The organism is Kitasatospora purpeofusca (genome assembly GCF_036010405.1).
GTDB lineage: Bacteria > Actinomycetota > Actinomycetes > Streptomycetales > Streptomycetaceae > Kitasatospora > Kitasatospora purpeofusca.
On record NZ_CP108561.1, the window covers coordinates 4627102 to 4646322 of the forward strand.

Sequence of the window (19221 nt, forward strand, 5' to 3'; positions counted from 1 at the left end):
GGCGGACGGCCGGATCCGCCCTTGTACGGTCCCCCAGCGTGCCACCCCGCCCACCGCCGCCGCACCGCCCGTGCACCCGAACGGCCCCCTGGCGAAGAGGGGTGGTTGATACGACCGAAGCTTTTCGCAGCAGGAGCGGCGCCAAGGAGCGCGCAGGCGCACGCTACCCGGCGCACGCCAGGCCGCAGGGCGCCCCTGGGGGGCCTGCTCGCGCCCCCACCGCCTCCGGCAGAATGACCGCATGCGAGCAGTGGTGCAGCGAGTGAGCGAAGCCCGGGTGACGGTGGCCGGGGAGACCGTCGGCGCGATCGAGGGGCCCGGGCTCTGCGCCCTGGTCGGCGTCACCCACGACGACACCCCCGCCAAGGCGGCCCAGCTCGCCCGCAAGCTCTGGACCCTGCGGCTGCTGCCCGCCGACGGGGACGGCGTCGAGCGGTCGTGCTCGGACATCGCGGCGCCGCTGCTGGTCATCAGCCAGTTCACGCTCTACGGCGACGCCCGCAAGGGCCGCCGCCCCACCTGGAACGCCGCCGCGCCCGGCCCGGTCGCCGAGCCGCTGGTGGACGAGGTGGTCGCCCAGCTGCGCGCGCTCGGCGCCGAGGTCGAGACCGGCCGTTTCGGTGCCGACATGAAGGTGGCGCTGGTGAACGACGGCCCGTTCACCGTCCTCGTCGAGGTCTGACCCCCTCCGGGATCCACCCCGCCGGGTCGCCGCTACTGCGGGACGATCACGTCCTGCGTGCCCGGCACCGTGCCGGCCAGCAGCACCGCGTCCACCGGCACGTTCCGCTTCACGACGGCCAGCGCGACCGGCCCGAGCTCGTGGTGGCGCGCCGAGGAGGTCACGAAGCCGAGCGAGCGCCCCTGCGGGTCCGAGGCGAGCCGCACCTCCGTCCCGTGCGGGGGCAGCACCTCCTCGGTACCGTCCAGGTGCAGGAAGACCAGCCGGCGCGGCGGCCGCCCCAGGTTGTGCACCCGGGCCACCGTCTCCTGCCCCCGGTAGCAGCCCTTCTGCAGGTGCACCGCGGTCTCCAGCCAGTCCACCTCGTGCGGGATGGTCCGGTGGTCGGTCTCGAAGCCGAGCCGCGGCCGGTGGCCCTCGATCCGCAGCGCCTCGTACGCCCAGACGCCGGCCGCCGGGCCGTAGCCCGAGGTCAGCGCGGCGAGTTCGGCGCGCGGCAGGAAGAGGTCCCGCCCGTAGGTCAGCTCGCGGACGGCGGCCGCGCCCTCGGCGGAGACGGTCGAGCCGGCCGGCAGGTGGACCACCGCGAAGTCGGCGGTCGCGTCGGCCACCTCGACCCGGTAGAAGAACTTCATGCTCTCCAGGTAGCCGATCAGAGCCTGCTGGGTGCCCGGCTCGACGTGCGCCCAGGTGGTGGTGCCGTCGTCGACCAGGTAGAGGGCGTGCTCGACGTGCCCGTTCGGGGAGAGCACCAGCGCCTCGGTGGCCTGCCCCGACGGCAGCGCGCTGACGTGCTGGGTGAGCAGCAGGTGCAGCCAGCTCAGCCGGTCGTCGCCGGTGACGGTGAGCACCCCGCGGTGCGAGAGGTCGACGAAGCCGGACCCCTGGGCGAGGCTGCGTTGCTCGCGGAAGATGTCGCCGTAGTGGGCGGCGACGCCCTCGTCGGCGCCCTCGGCGGGGACGGCTCCGGGCAGCGCAAGCAGCGGGCTCTTCAGACCGGTCATACCGGCAAGCTTACGACCGCTCGGCGGCGCGCTTCGCGGAGCAGTCGGCGCAGCGGCCGAAGATGGCGAAATGCTTGAGGTCGGTGTCGAAACCGTGCTGCGCGCGCAGGCTGTCGATCAGCGGCTGGGCGATCTCGGTGCCGGTCTCGGTGACCTTCTCGCAGTCCCGGCAGACCAGGTGGAGATGGTGGTGCCGGCCGGCCAGGTGGTAGGTCGGGGCGCCGTGGCCGAGGTGGGCGTGCGAGACCAGGCCGAGCTCCTCCAGCAGCTCCAGGGTCCGGTAGACGGTGGAGATGTTGACGCCGCTGGCGGTCTGCCGGACGTGGCAGAGGATGTCGTCCGGGGTGGCGTGGTCGAGCGCGTCGACCGCCTCCAGGACGAGCTGTCGCTGCGGCGTGAGCCGGTAGCCGCGTTCGCGCAGGTCGGCCTTCCAGTCGCCGGAGAGCTGCCAGTCGGTGGTGCCGGTGTCCGCCACGGTCCTGTTCCCTGCCAAACGTCGGGGGTCCTGAAGCAAGTGTAGGGACCGGCCGACGGGCCGGTCCCTGCACCTGTGCGCCTCGGCGGACGCCGCGTGCTTCCTACTTGAAGAACGCGATGCCGTCGTCCGGCAGGTCGTTGATGTCCTTGATCAGCTGGGCGGGCGAGAGCACCTTCTTCAGCTGGGCGGACATGTACGGGCGCAGCGGGACGTTCGGGGCGGCCTTCTCGCCGACCCAGAGCAGTTCCTCGTTGACGAAGCCGTAGAGCCGCTTGCCGCCCGAGTACTCCGGGGAGCCCTCGATCCGGGCCACCGCGTCGGTGGAGACGTCGATCTGCGGCTTGCCGTCGGCCAGCTCGCCGTACCAGATCTCCACCGTGCCGTCGTCGCGGACGGAGGAGATCTCGATCCCGCGGGCACCGCTGGCGCCGTGCTGGTTGCTGGTGACACGCCAGAAGGCGTGCTCGTTCTCCAGCGGACGGACCTTCTCGCCCTCGTTGTCCAGCACCCAGCTGCGGGAGCGGAACTCCAGGAAGGGCCGTCCGTCGTGACGGATGACGATCTCCTGGCCGAAGTTGCACTTCTCGGTGTCCTGGCCCTCCGCGCCCGGCAGGGGGGCGTAGACGCCCGCGCCCTCCCAGGTGCCGAGGAGGAAGGCCAGCGGGACGACGTCCTTGTGGAGGTCAGAGGGGATCTCGATCATGTTCCTGGTCGCTGTCGTCGGTGCGGGATCACTTCAACCGTACGGCAGTCGCTCAGCGCTGGCCCTGGTACAGCTTCATCACCGAGAAGACGGCGAACCAGGTGATCAGCACGGCCATGAGGGCCAGCAGACCGTCGAAGAAGATTTCCAGACCGGACACGGGGGGCTCCCAGGGCGGCGACAGTGTGTGGATTTTGCTGCGGCTCACTCTATCCGGCGGGCATCGACGGGTCTCGGCGAGCCCCACCATGTCGGCGATCTAGGTGTACTGACCACGGAGGTTGGTGACGGGGTTCACGGTGCGGTGATCTTGAAATGAGTGAGGGCCTTCTGGCCAGGTGTGGATTGCGACATCTACCCCAGCGCCAGAAAGGCCCTCATGCCACACCGTAACGCACCGCTGACCGAGACCGGACGCCTGCGCCTTGCCCGCTGCGTGGTCGAGGACGGCTGGCCGCTGCGGCGGGCCGCCGAGCGCTTCCAGGTCTCGCCCACCACGGCCAAGCGCTGGGCCGACCGCTACCGCGCTCTCGGCGAGGCCGGCATGGCGGACCGGTCCTCGCGCCCGCACCGCAGCCCCTGGCAGACCCCGACCCGCACCGAGCGGCGGATCATCAAGGTCCGCGTCCTCCGGCGCTGGGGACCCGCCCGCATCGCCTACCTGCTGCGGCTCAACCCGGCCACCGTGCACCGCGTCCTGACCCGCTACCGCCTCGCCCGCCTGGCCCACCTCGACCGCACCACCGGCCGCGTCATCCGACGCTACGAGCACTGCGCACCAGGCGAGTTGGTCCACGTCGACATCAAGAAGCTCGGCAACATCCCCGACGGCGGAGGCCACCAGGCCCTCGGACGCCAGGCAGGCCGCAAGAACCGCTCCGGAGCCGGCTACAGCTACCTCCACAACGCCGTCGACGACCACTCCCGCCTGGCCTACAGCGAGATCCTGCCCGACGAGCGCAAGGACACCGCCACGGCGTTCTGGGCCCGGGCGAACGCCTTCTTCGCCCGGGCCGGAATCACCGTCCAGCGCGTGCTGACCGACAACGGCTCCTGCTACAAGTCACACGCCTGGCGCGATGCCCTCGCCGCCGAGGGCATCGCGCACAAACGCACCCGCCCCTACCGGCCACAGACCAACGGCAAGGTCGAACGCTTCAACCGCACCCTGCTCGACGAATGGGCCTACGCCCAGCCCTACCGCAGCGAGCAGGAGCGCCGCGACGCCTACCCCGCCTGGCTGCACACCTACAATCACCACCGCGGACACACCGCACTCGCAGGCAAGCCACCCGCCAGCCGCGTTCCCAACCTCACGGGTCAGTACATCTAGGGTGTCGGGCATGTCGTCTCAGAAGAAGCTCGTCATCAAGGTCACCGCCGGAGCGGACGCGCCGGAGCGGTGCTCGCAGGCGTTCACGGTGGCGGCGGTCGCCGTCGCCAGCGGGGTCGAGGTCTCGCTCTGGCTGACCGGGGAGTCGTCCTGGTTCGCCCTGCCCGGGCGGGCGGCGGAGTTCGAGCTGCCGCACGCGGCCCCGCTGCCGGACCTGCTGGAGTCGGTCCTGGCGGCCGGCACGGTCACCCTCTGCACCCAGTGCGCGGTGCGGCGCGGGATCGAGCAGAAGGACACCGTCGAGGGTGTCCGGATCGCGGGCGCCCAGGTCTTCGTCAGCGAGATCATGGCCGACGGCGTGCAGGCGCTCGTCTACTGATCCCGCCACGGGTCCTCACCGTCGGGGCGGCCTCGGTCGGGACGGTCGGGGCGGTCCCGGTCGTGGCCGGGCTCGCCCCACTTCGGGTCCTCCCAGCGCGGGTCGTCCCACCAGTCGTCCTCGGGGTCCCGCTTGTTGGCGAAGACCGCGGCGACGGGAGGGATCACCATCGCGACCACGCACATGCCGACCGCGGCCGGGACGGACCAGAACCGCACGACGCCCCAGGCCAGGACGAACAGCCCGAGGCAGACGCCCATCATGGCGAAGTAGTAGCGGTGTCGCCGACGTGCATGCACACCTCCACGGTATGCCCGAGGGCCCCCGCGTGGCAGGGGCCCTCGGTGACGCCGGTCCGTCGTGGACGGTCGGACCGCGACGGTCAGACCGCGATCGCGACCTCGGTCAGGTTGCCCTGGGAGGCGACCACCTGGCGGTCCACGGTCTGGCCCGGGATGAGCGCCCGCAGGGTCCACTTGCCCGGGCGGGCGAAGAACCGGAACTGGCCGGTCGCCGAGGTGGGCACCTCAGCCGTGAACTCGCCGCCCTCGTCGAGCAGTCGGACGTAGCCGTTGACCGGCTCGCCGTCGCGGGTCACGGAACCCTGGATGATCGTCTCGTTCGCCACGTCAACTCCTGCCAGGTCAGGCCCACCGGCCTTCGCACCGCACATGTCTTGTCTTCCCTTCAGCCTTACGGGTGGAGCAGGCGGCTCAGTTGCCGAGCTCGATCGGCACGCCGACGAGGCTGCCGTACTCGGTCCAGGAACCGTCGTAGTTCTTCACGTTCTCCTGGCCGAGCAGCTCGTGCAGGACGAACCAGGTGAGCGCGGAGCGCTCGCCGATGCGGCAGTAGGCGATGGTGTCCTTCGCCAGGTCGACGCCCTCGGCCTCGTACAGGGCCTTGAGCTCGTCGTCGCTCTTGAAGGTGCCGTCGTCGTTGGCGTTCTTCGCCCACGGGATGTTGCGCGCGGAGGGCACGTGGCCGGGGCGCTGCGACTGCTCCTGCGGGAGGTGGGCCGGGGCGAGCAGCTTGCCCGAGAACTCGTCGGGCGAGCGGACGTCGACCAGGTTGAGGGTGCCGATGGCGGCGAGCACGTCGTCGCGGAAGGCGCGGATCGAGGAGTCGACGGCCTGCGCCGTGTACTCGGTCGCGGCGCGCTGCGGCACCTCGGCGACCAGGTCGCGGGAGTCGAGCTCCCACTTCTTGCGGCCGCCGTCGAGCAGGCGGACGTCGCCGTGGCCGTACAGCTTGAAGTACCAGTAGGCGTACGAGGCGAACCAGTTGTTGTTGCCGCCGTACAGGACGACGGTGTCGTCGTTGGCGATGCCCTTGGCGCTGAGCAGCGCCTCGAAGCCGGCCTGGTCGATGAAGTCGCGGCGGACCGGGTCCTGGAGGTCGGACTTCCAGTCGATCCGGACGGCGTTGCGGATGTGGTTCTTGTCGTAGGCGGAGGTGTCCTCGTCGACCTCGACGATGACGACCTTCGGGTCGTCCAGGCGGGCCTGGACCCAGTCGGCGTCGACCAGGACGTCGCTGCGGCTCATGGTGATGTTCTCCATCCGGGGGCGGTTTGCGGAAGGTGGTGCTGCTGATGGCTGCTTCGGGTGCTGCGGCGCAGCGGGGGTGCGGTCGCCCGCCGGGCGCCGGTCCGAATTCCTGTCCGAATAGTGGGACATGCGGCGGCGTGCGGTGCGAGCGGGCGAGAGGTGCGGAGCTGGGCGGCCGCGCCCGGCCCGAGGGGCCGGCACAGGTCACCGGAGAAATCGGCGGCGGGCGGCAACTGCCCTGCCAGGACGCCGAGTCAGCGCATTCGACACAGACAGGCGGCCACGCGGCACAGGTCTACCGCCCGCCGCTTCGTGAGGTCCGTCTGTCGCTTCATGCCGACGATGCTAGGGACACCCGAGGCCCGCTGTCATCAGCGTATCGAATACCGAGACCAGATCGCTCGCATGCTGGGATTTGACCCTTCTATGGGCAACGGGAACCGGCCACGGCCCGGCCGACGGGGCCCCGGGGGCCGGTCCGGGGGCGGGGACAGCACCGCTCCGCGGCCGGTGCTGGACAGCCCGTCTCGCGGAGCGGAACGGCGGACGGCGCGGTCCGGCCGGCCGACGGTCAGCCGATGAGCTTGACGTCCTTGCCGTCGAAGGCCAGCCGGAAGCCGTCCTCCTGCGGCGTCACCGAGGCGAGGTTCAGCCCGGCGGGCAGCGCGGCGAGGGTGAAGCTGATCGGGGCGATGGCCTGGTCGGACACCCCGGCGAGCAGCGAGGCCATCGCGCTGATCCGGAAGCCGTCCACCGTCACGGTGTTGCCCTTGTTGTGGACCGAGGCCTCGCCGACCGGGAACGGCCCGAGCGAGGCCTTGACCTTGCCCGGCCCGCCGTAGGAGAGGCTCAGCCTGGTGCCGCCGCCGAGCGAGAGCCGGCCCGCGTTCGGCACCAGCTCCGAGGCCGGCGGCAGCAGCCGCGACAGGTCCGCGTAGTCGATCAGACCGGACCCGGAACCGGTGTCCACGGTGGCGCTGCTCATGTTGTCGCTGACCTCGACACCGGAGAGTCTGGCCGAGAAGGAGTGCAGCGCGACCTTGTCCTTGCCCTCGCCGACGGTCAGCCCGTCCGCGGAGATCCGCACATCGTCCAGCTTCTGCGTGACGACCTGGGTGAGGAACGGGAAGCCCTCGATCGACACGTGCGGCTTCTGGCTCATCCGGCCGCTCTTCAGGATCTGGTCGGCCGCCTCGTCCTCGGCGACCCCCACGGCTATCCGGTCGGCCCCCACCAGCACCCCCGAGAGCACCACCAGGCCGATGGTCGTCTTCAGCCAGCCGCGCATCGCTCTCCCCCGTCGTCGCCGGTCGCTGTCGTTCGCTGTTGTGCACTGCGCCGTCCTGGCACCGCGATCACGCCGCGGTCGGTCCGCGCGGCGACGGATCCGGGTGCTCCGGTACGGCCGCTGCGCCCGACCGTACGACGTCCCGCCCCGGAGCATGGTTCCGGGGCGGGACGTCGTGGGGAAGGCCGCGTCGCGGCGGCGGTCAGCCGAGCAGGTCCGTGGCGATCCACACCAGCGGCGCCGCGACCGCGAGCGGCAGTGCCACGCCCGCCGTCATGTGCACGAACCGGGACGGGAAGTCGTACCCCGCCACCCGGCGGCCGATCAGCGCGCCGAGACCGGCCGCCGCGCCCAGCGCCGGCGGGGCGCCGACCGCGAGGCCCAGCCCGACCGCCGCGAGCAGGCCCAGCAGCGGGCCCAGCCACTTCGGCCCGGGCAGCGGCGCGGCCGCCAGCAGCGTCGCCAGCGCGACCGCCCCGACCGCCGCCGGCACCCAGTCCGACAGCAGCAGCGCCGTGCAGAGCACCGTCACCACGGTGGCCGAACCGAGCACGGTGAGCGCGTAGAACCGCTCCTTCGGATCGGCCGGCCGGAACGTCTGCAGCACCAGGACCAGCAGGAAGAACCCGCCGAGCGTGCCGACCACCGCCGCCGTGCCGCCGTCCTCGTCGGCCAGCAGCACAGCCACGTCGGCCACCACGCCGGACAACGCGGCCAGCGCGATGCCCTGGCGGGCCGGCCACATGCCGTTCAGCCGGAACCAGCCGGCCGCCGTCAGGCCCTGGAGCAGCACGAGCACCAGTGCCAGCCCGATCTGGCCGAGCGCCGCGCCACCGGCCAGCAGGGCGGCGGCACCGGCGGTGATCAGCGCCGGCTGGAGGCCGGGGTCGTTGATCGGCGAACCGGTCCGGACGGCGGGCGCCGCCGGAGCGGCGGCCCGGACCGGGACCGGGGCCGGGGCGGTGAACGGCGCGGTGAACGGCGCGGTGAACGGCGCGGCCGGAGCCGCAGGGGCGCCGTGGCCACCGGGCGCCGGGTGCGCGTTCTGCGCGGCGCGGGCCGCCCTGGCCGCACGGGCGGCGGCCGGGTCGGTCAGCACGGGGGCCGGCGGCTCCGGGAGCTTCAGGGTCATCGTCGGCTGGTCGAGGCCCTGCCCCTGGTCCGGCACGGGCGTCTGAGCCGGGGCGTGGGCCTGCACCGGGGCCGGGGCCTGCGCATGGGCCGGGGCCTGGCCGTACGGGGCCCCGGCGGGGGCCTGGCCCTGCGGCCGGCCGTGCCGGGCCCGGGGCCGGTCGTGGCCGGGGAACGGCTCCGCCGGCCGGCCCTGGCCGCCCGGCGGCACCGCGCCGGACACCCGCACGGGCGGGAGCAGCGCCGTCGCGGCGTCGTCCAGCGGCGGCACCGGCGGGAGCAGCGCCGTGGCGGCGTCGTCCACGCCCGGCCCCGCGCCGTACGGCGGCTGCCCGTAGGCCTGCTGTCCGTACGGCTGCTGCTGCGGGTGCCCCGGCTGCTGCGCCGAGGGTCCGCCGTACGGCGGCACACCCGTCCCGGGGGCGTGCGGCTGCGCCGCGAGCCCCTGCTGCGCATAAGGATCCGGCGCGTACCCCTGCTGGGGGGCGTACGGATACGGCGGCTGCTGGGGGTGGTACCCCTGCGCCCCCGGCTGCTGCTCCTGCGGCGCCTGCTGCTGAGGCTGAGGCTGAGGCTGCCCGTACGGGTACTGCGGCGGCTGCGGCCGGTGCTGCCTCGGCGGGCCCTCGGGGGCCCCGTTCGTCCCGGTCACGCCGCTCACCCGCCCGCGAACGGCGGGAGGACCTCGACGCTGCCGCCCTCGCTGAGCGCCACCGTCGTGTGGTCACGGCCGCCCACCGGCGAACCGTCCACCAGGTAGGAGCAGTGGCCGAGCAGCAGGACCAGCTTCGGCCGGTCGGCGTGCCGCGCCCTGGCCTCCGCCAGGGCCTCGGCCAGGGTCGCCGCCAGGTACGGCTCCTCGGCCAGCCCGGCCTCCGACTTCGCAGCCGCCCAGTAGCGGATGGTTCCGCTCACCCGGACGGCGGCCGCCGGGTCGTGCCCGGTGGTCGCACCCATGGCAACCCCTTCTTGTTCGTCCTCGCCCGTTCCCGGGTACCCCGGCCGGGTCCACCACCGGAAGCGTCCGCGCCTCGCCCGAAAGGTGTACTCGCACGGTGCCGCCGATGTGCGTCCCATGATGTCGTGTTCGCCCGCACGAGCGGCAATCGCCCTGGCCCGGCCGCCGGTGGCGCCGTCGCGAAGCTGTGGCGGGGCTCACCCGGGGCGCGCCCGAAAAGGGCCGAACCGCCGGGTCGGAGCCCTCCCGGCCCGGGGACCGGTCGGCTATCCTCGACCCCTGAGGGATCCGGGCAGAGTCGCCCCCGGGTCCTTTTGTGCTTTCAGGACGCCAGTACGGACGTTCTTGCGAATTGTCGGCCCACCCCCGGCGGTCCGCGGGAACCGCCCCCGCCACCCGCGCGGCACAACGACGTGCCGGGCCCGGCAGGGGCGTCGGACAACCCCGGCTCCGGGCCGCCGCCCGGGACGGGCCAGGACCGGAAGGTTCGCGGGATGAACAGGGCAGAAACGGTGCATCGCGGGTTGCGGGACCCCCGGCGCGCGCCCCGTTCGGCCGTCCGCGTCGGCGGATCCAACGGTTCCCACCGGGCGTCCGCCTCCTCCCCCTCACCAGCACGTGCGCCATCCGGCTGTGGCGGCAGCCGGAACGCGACCGCGACGACCCGGAAAGGGGACTACCGGGTATGAGTTCTCTGCTCCTCCTCACCAACGCGCTGCAGCCCTCCGCGGAGGTACTGCCCGCGCTCGGCCTGCTGCTGCACAGCGTCCGGGTGGCGCCCGCCGAGGGTGCCGCCCTGGTCGACACCCCCAGCGCCGACGTCATCCTGGTGGACGGCAGGCGCGACCTGCCGCAGATCCGCAGCCTCTGCCAGCTGCTGCGCTCCACCGGCATCGGCTGCCCGCTGATCCTGGTGGTGACCGAGGGCGGCCTGGCCGCCGTCACCGCGGAGTGGGGCATCGACGACGTCCTGCTCGACACCTCCGGCCCGGCCGAGGTCGAGGCCCGGCTGCGGCTCGCCCTCGGCCGGCTCCAGGTCACCACCGACGACAGCCCGATGGAGATCCGCAACGGCGACCTCTCGGTCGACGAGGCCACCTACTCGGCCAAGCTCAAGGGCCGGGTGCTCGACCTCACCTTCAAGGAGTTCGAGCTGCTCAAGTACCTCGCCCAGCACCCCGGCCGGGTCTTCACCCGGGCGCAGCTGCTGCAGGAGGTCTGGGGCTACGACTACTTCGGCGGCACCCGGACCGTCGACGTGCACGTCCGGCGGCTGCGGGCCAAGCTCGGCGTCGAGAACGAGGGCCTGATCGGCACCGTTCGCAACGTCGGCTACCGCTTCGTCGTCCCGGAGAAGCCCGACAAGGGCGAGCGCCCCGACCAGGCCGCCCGGCGCCCCGCGACGGTCCTGGAGGCCTGACCCGGCGGGCCGGGCGGGCCCACCCCGAACCGCCCGGCCCGGCCTGTCCGGATTCGCCCCACCCCGTCCTGGAGCCGCCCCCGGAACGGCCCCGACCGGGTGCGATCCCCACTGCCCGGCCGCACACCACACGCGTAGACTCCCCCCGTGGCCAAAGTGACGCGCGACGATGTAGCCCGACTGGCTGGTACCTCGACCGCGGTCGTCAGCTACGTGATCAACAACGGGCCGCGGCCGGTCGCGCCCGCCACCCGGGAGAAGGTGCTCGCCGCGATCGAGCAGCTCGGCTACCGGCCGAACAGCGTCGCGCAGGCGATGGCCTCCCGCCGCACCAACCTCATCGGCATGGTCGTCCCGGACGCCCGCCAGCCGTTCTTCGCCGAAATGGCGCACGCCGTGGAACGGGCCGCCTCCGAACGCGGCAAGCTGGTGCTGATCGGCAACTCCGACTACGTCGACGACCGCGAGGTCCACTACGTCCGCGCCTTCCTCGGCATGCGGGTCTCCGGCCTGATCCTGGTCAGCCAGGGTCCCTCCCAGCGGGCCGCCGAGGAGTTCGCCGCCATGGAGGGGGCGAAGGTCGTGCTGCTGCACCGCCGCCCCGAGGCGATCGACGACGTCGCGGTGGTCACCGACGACGTGGGCGGCGCCGAGACCGTCGTCCGCCACCTGCTGGAGGTGCACGGGCACCCGTACGTGGCCTGCTTCGGCGGCCCGGTCGAGTCCCCCGCCCCCGGCGACCCGGTCATCGACCACGTCGAGGGCTGGCAGCGCGCCATGGACGCGCACGGCCTGCCGACCGAACCGCACCTGATCGACGCGCCCTTCCACCGCTACGGCGCCTACGACGTCGCCCTCGGCGTGCTGCGCTCCGAGAACCGCCCCCCTGCGATCTTCTGCTCCACCGACGACCAGGCCATCGGTGTCCTGCGGGCCGCCCGCGAGGTGGGCCTGCGGGTGCCGGAGGACCTCGCCGTGGCCGGCTTCGACGACGTGCCGGAGGCCGCGCTGGCCGACCCGCCGCTGACCACCGTCGCCTCCGACCGCGACGCGATGGCCCGGGCCGCGGTGGACCTCGTCCTGGACGACTCGCTGATGGTGCCCGGATCGGACACCGAGCGGGTCCGCAAATTCCCGTCCCGCCTGGTCGTACGGCGTTCCTGCGGCTGCTCCCCGGACGGCGCCGGATCGTAGCGCGGGCCACGGCCTGACCAGGCTTTATGAGAAGTCAACGGGCTTCTCGGACCCTTCTGAGCGCACTCTCACCGGATTCTCATCCGCCGGGCGGAGCTTGGTCGCCATGAGCGATCACCAGCAGTGGCAGCACCGCACCGACGGCCCGAACGACGGACCGTCCGAGTACCCGGCCGGGTCCCACGAGGACCGGGTCGTCCCGGGCACCGTCCTCGGCGGCAGCCGGTACGAGCGCACCGGTCACGAGAGCACCGAGCACGACAGCACCGGGTACGGCAGCGCCGCCCACCCCGCCGCCGGCACCCCTCCCCCTCCCCCGCTCCCGCCGTTCCCGCCCGAGCCGACCGGCCCGGCACCGTCCGGCGGCCCCGGCCACCGGGCCCGGCGCGGCCTGCTGCGCGGGCGGCTAGCCCTGGTCACCGCCGTCGCCGCGGTCGCCGCCGTCCTCGGCGGGGTCACCGGCGGCGTCGTCGCCGCCCAGGGCCACGGCTCGGTGAGCCGCACCGGCACCGTCGCCAGCCCGGTCGTCGCCCGCTCCGACGGCAGCGCCGACGTCGCCGCCGTCGCGGCCGCCGTCTCGCCCAGCGTCGTCCAGATCACGGTGCAGACCGCGAACGGAACCGCCACCGGCACCGGCGTGGTGCTCACCGCCGGCGGCCAGATCCTCACCAACTACCACGTGGTCTCCGGCGCGGCCGGCGGCGGCCGGATCACCGTCACCTTCCACGACGGCTCCACCGCCACCGCCGCCCTCACCGGCACCGACAAGAGCCTGGACGCCGCCGTGATCACCGCGAGCGGCGCCAAGCAGCTCACCCCCGCCGTGCTCGGCGACTCCTCCGCCGTCGCGGTCGGCGACCCGGTCGTCGCCATCGGCAACCCCGAGGGCCTCACCGGCACCGTCACCTCCGGCATCATCAGCGCCGAGCACCGCGAGGTCACCGTCCAGCTCGACGAGGGCACCACCAGCGGCAACGGCGGCTTCGGCCTCCCCAACCTGCCCGGACTGCGCGGCAGCGCCCCGCAGAACAGCGGCAGCACCACCACCTACCAGGCCTTCCAGACCGACGCCGCGCTCAACCCGGGCAACTCCGGCGGGCCGCTGATCAACGCCTCGGGGCAGGTCATCGGCATCAACTCGGCGATGTACTCGCCGAGCGGATCGAGCGCCACCGCCGGCGGCAGCTCGGCCGGCAGCGTCGGCCTCGGCTTCGCCATCCCGATCGACGACATCAAGCAGGTGCTGCCCAAGCTGCAGTCCGGCCAGAACGTCTGAGCACGTCCGACAATTGACCCGAGCAGGGCCTCCCGCCACCAGAAAGGGCAACCGCCGATGACCCCGTCCGCCGACGACCGCACCCCCGCCGAGCCCGGGCAGCAGAACACCGCCCGGCTCCTCGTGGTCGACGACGAACCCGCCCTCCGGGACGCCCTGGAGAGCAGCCTCGTCTTCGAGGGCTACGAGGTCGCCACCGCCACCGACGGCTACGAGGCCCTCGAATCCGTCGAACGCGACCGGCCGGACCTCGTCCTGCTCGACATCATGATGCCCCGGATGGACGGCCTCACCGCCGTCCGCCGGATGCGCTCGCGCGGCGACACCGTCCCGGTGCTGATGCTCACCGCCCGCGACGCCGTCGGCGACCGGGTCACCGGCCTCGACGTCGGCGCCGACGACTACCTCGCCAAGCCCTTCGAACTCGACGAGCTGCTCGCCCGGGTGCGCGCCCTGCTGCGGCGCAACGCGCTCGCCAACGAGGCCGCCGCCCGGGCGGCCGCCGTCGAGGAGGAGACCGACGTCCTGGCCTTCGCGGACCTGCGGATGAACACCGCCACCCGCGAGGTCACCCGGTCCGGCCAGCCGGTCGAACTGACCCGCACCGAGTTCATGCTGCTGGAGATGTTCCTCGCCCACCCCCGCCAGGTGCTCACCCGGGAGCAGATCCTCAAGGCGGTCTGGGGCTTCGACTTCGAGCCCTCCTCCAACTCGCTGGACGTGTACGTGATGTACCTGCGCCGCAAGACCGAGCAGGGCGGCCTGCCCCGGGTCATCCAGACCGTCCGCGGGGTCGGCTACGCGCTCCGCCCGGCAGCCGGCACCGCGGCGTGAGCCCCACCGTCCCGCCGCCGCCGCTAGCCCCGCCGCGCATCCCGCGCCGCCACGGCCGGCTCATCACCTGGTACCAAGCCCGCTCCCTGCGCAGCCGGTTCGCCCTCCTCACCGCGGCGGCGGTCGCGGTGGCGATCGCCCTGTCAGCCCTGGCCTGCTGGTTCATCGTGGAACGGAAGCAGTACGACCTGGTCAAGCAGGACCTCGCCGGAGCACCACCGCTGCAGCCGGCTCCGCCGCAGCTCACCAAGCCGATCTGCGCCACCACTCCGCAAGCGGCGTTGTCCATGGTGGCCGCCACCCAGACCGTCCTCACCGACCCTCCCCGTTTCGACCTCCAGCTGGTCTCCGCCGACTGGTCCACGGTGTGTCTGCGCATCACGTCGACCAGAGCCATCGAACTCCACCCCAGCGACCGGACGATCCTGACGCTCAAGGCCGGTGAATCCCGGACGCGGGCGGGCAACTACACCGACGGCACACCCGCGATGGTCAAGCTCGCCTGGTACTACGACCGTGACACCGGCCAGCGGGTCGTGGTGATGAACGCGCTGTCCACCAAGCCCGTCGAGGAATCCCTCCGCCAGCTCGCCTTCCTGCTCGGCGGCGTCGCCCTCGGCGGGATCGTCCTCGCCGCCGTCGCCGGGCGGCTCGTCGCCCGCTCCGCCCTCAAGCCGGTCGACCAGCTCACCGACGCCGTCGAGCACATCGCCCGGACCGAGGAGGTCGGCAGCACCATCGCGGTCCAGGGCGACGACGAGATCGCCCGGCTCTCCACCTCGTTCAACTCCATGAGCACCGCCCTCGCCAACTCCCGCGAACGGCAGACCCGGCTGATCGCCGACGCGGGCCACGAGCTCCGCACCCCGCTCACCTCGCTGCGCACCAACGTCGACCTGCTGATCCGCAGCGACGACACCGGCCGGCCGCTCCCGCCCGCCACCCGCACCAAGCTGCTCGGCAATATGAAGGCCCAGATGCAGGAGCTCACCCTGCTGATCGGCGACCTGCTCCAGCTCTCCCGGCCGGACTCGCCGAAGCCGGTCCGCACGCCCTCCGTGGTGGCCGTGCACGAGATCGCCGAGCGGGCGGTCGAACGCGCCAAGCTGCGCGGCCCGGGGCTGGTCTTCGAGACCTCCACCGCGCCCTGGTTCGTCCACGCGGACGCCGCCGGACTGGAGCGGGCGGTGATCAACCTGCTGGACAACGCGGTCAAGTACAGCCCGCCCGGCGGCACCATCGCGGTCCGGCTGGACGGGGGTGTGCTGACCGTCCGCGACCACGGTCCCGGCATTCCGCAGGACGAGCTGCCGTACGTCTTCGACCGGTTCTGGCGCTCCCCGTCCTCGCGTCAGCTCCCGGGCTCCGGCCTCGGCCTGTCGATCGTCGCGCAGAGCGTCCGGGAGGCCGGCGGCGAGGTGTCGCTCGGCCCGGCCCAGGACGGCGGCCCGGGCGCGCTGGCCACCGTCCGGCTCCCCGGCGGCCCCTCCCCCGAGTAGAGCCCGGCCCGCAGGCACGAAAAAAGGGCGGGGCGCCCCGACAGCGCCCCGCCCCGGCCCGCTCACGGCCAGCGACCCTCGACTCAGTCGATGGTGCTGCCCGGGCCGATGACCTTGATGCGGTCCTGCGCCGGCGCCTTCAGCGGCGCGGCGGCCGAGCTGTTGGCACCGAGGTAGGTGGCGAAGACGTCCAGGTCGGAGGCGCCGACGAGCTTGTCGGTGCCGGCCGCGAAGGCCGGGAAGCCGTCGCCGCCGCCGGCCAGGAACTCGTTGGCCGCGACCCGGTACTTGGCGGCCGGGTCGATCGGCGCGCCGTTCAGGCGGATCGAGTCGACGACGACCCGGTCGGCGCCCTTGTTGCGCATGTCCAGGGTGTAGGCGAGGCCCTTGGACGGCTGCAGGATCTTCGGCGAGGCGTCGTTGGAGCCGCTCACCTGCTGCTGCAGCAGCTGGATCAGCTGGGCCCCGGTCAGCGTCTTGACCTGCATCATGTTGGTGAACGGCTGGACGGTGAACGCCTCGCCGTAGGTCACCACACCGTCGCCCTCGGCGCCGCTCTGCTTGTAGACCAGGTCGGAGCGGATGCCGCCGGGGTTCATGAAGGCGATCTGCGCGCCACCCTTGTCGGCGGCCGCGAGACCGGCCTGCTGGGCGTCGGCGATGACGTCGCCGAGCGGCTTCTCCGGGTCGCTGTTGCCACGGCCGTTGATGTCCGAGGCGATGTAGCCCAGCGGACGGTTGGCGATCGGGGCGGCGAGCTTGGAGTAGTGCGAGATCAGCTCCGTCATGTCCGGAGCCTTCTCGACGGTCCGGCGCACGATGTGGTTCTCGGCCTTGACCGACGGCCGGACGATCGCGCCGGTGGTCTTGTCGAGCTTCAGGTCGATCTCGGTGTACAGCCGGCCGAACGAGGCGGCGCTGGTCACCGAACGCGGCACGCCCTGCGGGTCGGGGATGGTGCAGGCGTACGCGTTGTGGGTGTGGCCGGTGACGATGGCGCCGACCGCCGGGTCGATCCGCTTGGCGATGTCGACGATCGGGCCGGAGATGCCCTCGCCGGCCGCGCCGCAGTCGTAGTTGTAGGTGCTGCTGGCCGGCAGGCCGCCCTCGTGGATCAGCGCGACGATCGAGTTGACGCCCTTGGCCTTCAGCTCGGCGGCGTACTTGTTGATCGTGCTGACCTCGTTGGCGAACTTGAGGCCCTTGACACCCTCGGCGGTGACGATGTTCGGCGTGCCCTCCAGGGTGACGCCGATGAAGCCGACCTTCACGCCCTGCGACTTGGTCACCCAGTACGGGGCCAGCAGCGGCTTGCCGGTCTTCTCGTTGGTGACGTTGGCCGAGAGGTAGTTGAAGTTGGCGCCCTTGAACGTGCGCCCCTCCTCGTAGCAGCCGTCGGTCGGGTGGCAGCCGCCGTCCTGGAGCCGGAGCAGCTCGGCGGAGCCCTCGTCGAACTCGTGGTTGCCCACCGAGGTGACGTCCAGGCCGAGCTTGTCCAGCGCCTCGATGGTGGGCTCGTCGTGGAACAGCGCGGAGGTCAGCGGCGAGGCGCCGACCAGGTCGCCGGCGGCGACGGTGATCGAGTCGTCCGCGGGGATCCGGGCCTGGCGCAGCGCGGTGGCCAGGTACTCGATGCCGCCGGCCGGGGTGCTGACCGGCTGGCCGGTGGCCGGGTCGATCTCCCGGATCGTGCCGGAGGAACCGGCCGGGGGCTCCAGGTTGCCGTGCAGGTCGTTGATGGCCAGCAACTGGAGGTTGACGGTCTTGGGCTTCTTGGCGGTCGCGGCCTGGGCCGCGGACGGCATGGCCACCGTGCCGACGAGGCCGGCGGCGGCGACGACGGCCAACGCAGACCGTCGGGTTCTGACGGAGAGCATGTAGGGGGTCCCCTGCACCTGTGAGAGCGCCCAGCTGTGGACAGGCCCGGGCGCGCGAGACGAGTGTCGTTGCGCGAGTGCAGCCTAGGGTCAACGCGCGTAGCTGTCAGGCCCCTGGACGTAACGACAGGGTTACCTACTGACGAATCGTCGTCGGACTTTGCCCGCCGCGACGTCCCCCGCACCGCACCCGGACCGGCGCCCCACGGCGCGGGCCCGGGGCCCGGGACCGCGCCCCGGGCCCGCCGGATCCGGGCTCAGATCCCCGGCTCGGCCGCCAACTGGTGGTCGGCGCGCACCCGTTCGGCCACCGCGTCCTCGGTCATCGCCCGGTCGGTGTAGACCAGTGGGCGCTCCGCGTCGGTGATGATGTGCTTCACCACCTGGACGTTGCCGTTGACGTCCCAGACCGCGATGCCCGGCGAAAGTGTGGGGATGATCTCCACCGCCCAGCGCGGCAGCCCGAGCACCCGCCCGGTGGCCCGCGCCTCCTCGGCCTTCTGCATGTAGATCGTCCGGGTGGAGGCCATCTTGAGGATCGCCGAGGCCTCCTTGGCCGCCGCCCCGTCCACCACGTCCGACAGGTGGTGCACCACGGCCACGAAGGACAGGCCGAGCCGGCGGCCGAACTTCAGCAGCCGCTGGAACAGCTGCGCCACGAAGGGGCTGTTGATGATGTGCCACGCCTCCTCGACCAGGAAGATCCGCTTCTTGCGGTCCGGCCTGATCCAGGTGTGCTCCAGCCAGACGCCGACGATCGCCATCAGGATCGGCATCGCGATCGAGTTGCGGTCGATGTGCGACAGGTCGAAGACGATCAGCGGAGCGTCCAGGTCGATGCCGTCGGTGGTCGACCCGTCGAACATGCCCCGCAGGTCACCGTCGACCAGCCGGTCCAGCACCAGCGCCACGTCCAGGCCCCAGGACTGCACCTCGTCCACGGCCACCCCCAGCGACTCCACCGAGGACAGGTCGGGGCTGCGCAGGGTGTCGATGATGTCGTCCAGCACCGGCTGCCGGTCCCGGACCGTCGCCACCACATGCCCGTGCGCGGCCTTCAGCGCGAAGCCGGCCCGCTCCTCCAGACCGCGCCCCATCGCCACCTCGACGATGGTCCGCAGCAGCGACAGCTGCCCGGTCTGGGTGATCGCCGGGTCCAGCGGATTGAGCTTCACCCCGCCGTCCCTGGCCGCCATCGGGTCCAGCCGGATCGACTTTATGCCCAGCGCGTTCGCGATCAGGTTCCACTCGCCGACCCCGTCCTCGCCCTGCGCGTCCAGGACCACCACCTGCCGGTCCCGGAACCGCAGCTGGCGCAGCACATAGGTCTTCTCCAGCGCCGACTTGCCGTTGCCGGACTCCCCCAGCACCAGCCAGTGCGGGGCGGGCAGCTGCTGGCCGTACAGCTGGAACGGGTCGTACACGTACCCCTTGCCGCTGTACACCTCCCGCCCGATGATCACCCCGGAGTCGCCCAGCCCGGGCGCGGCGGTCGGCAGGTACACCGCCTGCGCCTGGCCGGTCGAGGTGCGCACCGGCAGCCGGGTGGTCTCCACCTTGCCGAACGCCAGGCTGGTGAACGCGTCGGTGAGGTTGCCGATCGCCATACGGGGGC

At 72.6% G+C, this 19221-nt stretch carries 20 protein-coding genes; 8 read left to right on the top strand and 12 right to left on the bottom strand.

The window, feature by feature from the left end; all coding sequences use genetic code 11:
• The first annotated feature begins 241 nt into the window (after positions 1 to 241).
• Positions 242 to 682 carry a D-aminoacyl-tRNA deacylase gene (dtd, locus tag OG715_RS20475; RefSeq protein WP_030397548.1) on the top strand — a complete coding sequence of 147 codons (441 nt, stop codon included), beginning with the start codon at positions 242 to 244 and terminating at the stop codon, positions 680 to 682.
• Positions 683 to 714: 32 nt separating this feature from the next.
• On the opposite strand, the gene ygfZ is transcribed toward dtd, so the two are convergent.
• The 3 genes from ygfZ to OG715_RS20490 form a co-directional block, all read right to left on the bottom strand.
• Positions 715 to 1677, bottom strand: a complete 963-nt coding sequence (gene ygfZ, locus OG715_RS20480) for a CAF17-like 4Fe-4S cluster assembly/insertion protein YgfZ (protein ID WP_266271752.1) — start codon at positions 1675 to 1677, stop codon at positions 715 to 717.
• Between the two features lie 19 nt (positions 1678 to 1696).
• Positions 1697 to 2161, bottom strand: coding sequence for a Fur family transcriptional regulator (locus OG715_RS20485; protein WP_045938991.1), 465 nt, complete (start codon positions 2159 to 2161; stop codon positions 1697 to 1699).
• 103 nt (positions 2162 to 2264) lie between these two features.
• Positions 2265 to 2867 (bottom strand): FABP family protein, encoded by a 603-nt coding sequence (locus OG715_RS20490; RefSeq protein ID WP_266270259.1) that lies wholly within the window; start codon positions 2865 to 2867, stop codon positions 2265 to 2267.
• Between the two features lie 379 nt (positions 2868 to 3246).
• Between OG715_RS20490 and OG715_RS20495 the strand changes: the two genes are divergently transcribed.
• Both OG715_RS20495 and OG715_RS20500 read left to right on the top strand, forming a co-directional pair.
• Positions 3247 to 4200 (top strand): IS481 family transposase, encoded by a 954-nt coding sequence (locus tag OG715_RS20495; protein ID WP_266270261.1) that lies wholly within the window; start codon positions 3247 to 3249, stop codon positions 4198 to 4200.
• Between the two features lie 10 nt (positions 4201 to 4210).
• The gene (locus OG715_RS20500) at positions 4211 to 4579 is read left to right on the top strand and encodes a DsrE family protein (RefSeq protein WP_030397544.1); all 369 of its coding nucleotides are present in this window, start codon (positions 4211 to 4213) and stop codon (positions 4577 to 4579) included.
• Here OG715_RS20500 and OG715_RS20505 read toward each other — a convergent pair.
• The 7 genes from OG715_RS20505 to OG715_RS20530 all read right to left on the bottom strand — a co-directional run bounded on the left by OG715_RS20505 (position 4573) and on the right by OG715_RS20530 (position 9505).
• Positions 4573 to 4878, bottom strand: a complete 306-nt coding sequence (locus OG715_RS20505) for a DUF3099 domain-containing protein (protein WP_266270262.1) — start codon at positions 4876 to 4878, stop codon at positions 4573 to 4575. The genes OG715_RS20500 and OG715_RS20505 overlap by 7 nt on opposite strands.
• A gap of 83 nt (positions 4879 to 4961) precedes the next feature.
• On the bottom strand, positions 4962 to 5252 hold the full coding sequence (locus OG715_RS20510; RefSeq protein WP_030397542.1) for a DUF1416 domain-containing protein: 291 nt from the start codon (positions 5250 to 5252) through the stop codon (positions 4962 to 4964).
• Positions 5253 to 5292: 40 nt separating this feature from the next.
• A complete protein-coding gene (locus tag OG715_RS20515; protein WP_266270263.1) occupies positions 5293 to 6126 on the bottom strand; it encodes a sulfurtransferase in 834 nt (277 codons plus the stop codon).
• A 257-nt stretch (positions 6127 to 6383) separates the two neighbouring features.
• Entirely contained in the window at positions 6384 to 6464 is an 81-nt protein-coding gene (locus OG715_RS42440) for an Ms5788A family Cys-rich leader peptide (protein WP_350517234.1), read from the bottom strand.
• Positions 6465 to 6700: 236 nt separating this feature from the next.
• Positions 6701 to 7417, bottom strand: a complete 717-nt coding sequence (locus OG715_RS20520; RefSeq protein WP_266270264.1) for an LmeA family phospholipid-binding protein — start codon at positions 7415 to 7417, stop codon at positions 6701 to 6703.
• Positions 7418 to 7619: 202 nt separating this feature from the next.
• Positions 7620 to 9200, bottom strand: a complete 1581-nt coding sequence (locus OG715_RS20525; protein WP_266270265.1) for a hypothetical protein — start codon at positions 9198 to 9200, stop codon at positions 7620 to 7622.
• Positions 9201 to 9205: 5 nt separating this feature from the next.
• The gene (locus OG715_RS20530) at positions 9206 to 9505 is read right to left on the bottom strand and encodes a MoaD/ThiS family protein (RefSeq protein WP_266270266.1); all 300 of its coding nucleotides are present in this window, start codon (positions 9503 to 9505) and stop codon (positions 9206 to 9208) included.
• Positions 9506 to 10191: 686 nt separating this feature from the next.
• On the opposite strand from OG715_RS20530, the gene OG715_RS20535 reads away from it, so the two are divergent.
• The 5 genes from OG715_RS20535 (at position 10192) to OG715_RS20555 (ending at position 15729) form a co-directional block, all read left to right on the top strand.
• On the top strand, positions 10192 to 10926 hold the full coding sequence (locus tag OG715_RS20535) for a response regulator transcription factor (RefSeq protein WP_266270267.1): 735 nt from the start codon (positions 10192 to 10194) through the stop codon (positions 10924 to 10926).
• 147 nt (positions 10927 to 11073) lie between these two features.
• Positions 11074 to 12120: a LacI family DNA-binding transcriptional regulator gene (locus OG715_RS20540; protein WP_266270268.1), complete on the top strand. Its 1047-nt coding sequence runs from the start codon at positions 11074 to 11076 to the stop codon at positions 12118 to 12120.
• A gap of 106 nt (positions 12121 to 12226) precedes the next feature.
• Complete coding sequence (locus tag OG715_RS20545; RefSeq protein ID WP_323182141.1) at positions 12227 to 13396, top strand: S1C family serine protease; 1170 nt, start codon at positions 12227 to 12229, stop codon at positions 13394 to 13396.
• Between the two features lie 57 nt (positions 13397 to 13453).
• The gene (locus OG715_RS20550; RefSeq protein ID WP_266270269.1) at positions 13454 to 14230 is read left to right on the top strand and encodes a response regulator transcription factor; all 777 of its coding nucleotides are present in this window, start codon (positions 13454 to 13456) and stop codon (positions 14228 to 14230) included.
• Entirely contained in the window at positions 14227 to 15729 is a 1503-nt protein-coding gene (locus tag OG715_RS20555; protein WP_266270270.1) for a sensor histidine kinase, read from the top strand. The genes OG715_RS20550 and OG715_RS20555 overlap by 4 nt, the downstream gene beginning before the upstream one ends.
• Positions 15730 to 15812: 83 nt before the next feature.
• Here the strand turns inward: OG715_RS20555 and OG715_RS20560 are convergent, their stop codons facing one another.
• A complete protein-coding gene (locus OG715_RS20560) occupies positions 15813 to 17606 on the bottom strand; it encodes a bifunctional metallophosphatase/5'-nucleotidase (protein ID WP_266270271.1) in 1794 nt (597 codons plus the stop codon).
• Positions 17607 to 17863: 257 nt separating this feature from the next.
• Complete coding sequence (locus tag OG715_RS20565) at positions 17864 to 19213, bottom strand: ATP-binding protein (RefSeq protein WP_266270272.1); 1350 nt, start codon at positions 19211 to 19213, stop codon at positions 17864 to 17866.
• Positions 19214 to 19221: the final 8 nt, after the last annotated feature.

What these genes read in the sequence shown, in the direction of transcription:
- OG715_RS20500 (WP_030397544.1), top strand. Translation starts at nt 4,211, where the DNA reads ATGTCGTCTCAGAAGAAGCTCGTCATCAAGGTCACCGCCGGAGCGGAC.
- OG715_RS20560 (WP_266270271.1), bottom strand. Translation starts at nt 17,606, where the DNA reads ATGCTCTCCGTCAGAACCCGACGGTCTGCGTTGGCCGTCGTCGCCGCC.
- OG715_RS20565 (WP_266270272.1), bottom strand. Translation starts at nt 19,213, where the DNA reads ATGGCGATCGGCAACCTCACCGACGCGTTCACCAGCCTGGCGTTCGGC.
- OG715_RS20495 (WP_266270261.1), top strand. Translation starts at nt 3,247, where the DNA reads ATGCCACACCGTAACGCACCGCTGACCGAGACCGGACGCCTGCGCCTT.
- OG715_RS20510 (WP_030397542.1), bottom strand. Translation starts at nt 5,252, where the DNA reads ATGTGCGGTGCGAAGGCCGGTGGGCCTGACCTGGCAGGAGTTGACGTG.
- OG715_RS20520 (WP_266270264.1), bottom strand. Translation starts at nt 7,417, where the DNA reads ATGCGCGGCTGGCTGAAGACGACCATCGGCCTGGTGGTGCTCTCGGGG.
- OG715_RS20515 (WP_266270263.1), bottom strand. Translation starts at nt 6,126, where the DNA reads ATGAGCCGCAGCGACGTCCTGGTCGACGCCGACTGGGTCCAGGCCCGC.
- OG715_RS42440 (WP_350517234.1), bottom strand. Translation starts at nt 6,464, where the DNA reads ATGAAGCGACAGACGGACCTCACGAAGCGGCGGGCGGTAGACCTGTGC.
- OG715_RS20550 (WP_266270269.1), top strand. Translation starts at nt 13,454, where the DNA reads ATGACCCCGTCCGCCGACGACCGCACCCCCGCCGAGCCCGGGCAGCAG.
- dtd (WP_030397548.1), top strand. Translation starts at nt 242, where the DNA reads ATGCGAGCAGTGGTGCAGCGAGTGAGCGAAGCCCGGGTGACGGTGGCC.
- OG715_RS20530 (WP_266270266.1), bottom strand. Translation starts at nt 9,505, where the DNA reads ATGGGTGCGACCACCGGGCACGACCCGGCGGCCGCCGTCCGGGTGAGC.
- OG715_RS20490 (WP_266270259.1), bottom strand. Translation starts at nt 2,867, where the DNA reads ATGATCGAGATCCCCTCTGACCTCCACAAGGACGTCGTCCCGCTGGCC.
- OG715_RS20535 (WP_266270267.1), top strand. Translation starts at nt 10,192, where the DNA reads ATGAGTTCTCTGCTCCTCCTCACCAACGCGCTGCAGCCCTCCGCGGAG.
- OG715_RS20545 (WP_323182141.1), top strand. Translation starts at nt 12,227, where the DNA reads ATGAGCGATCACCAGCAGTGGCAGCACCGCACCGACGGCCCGAACGAC.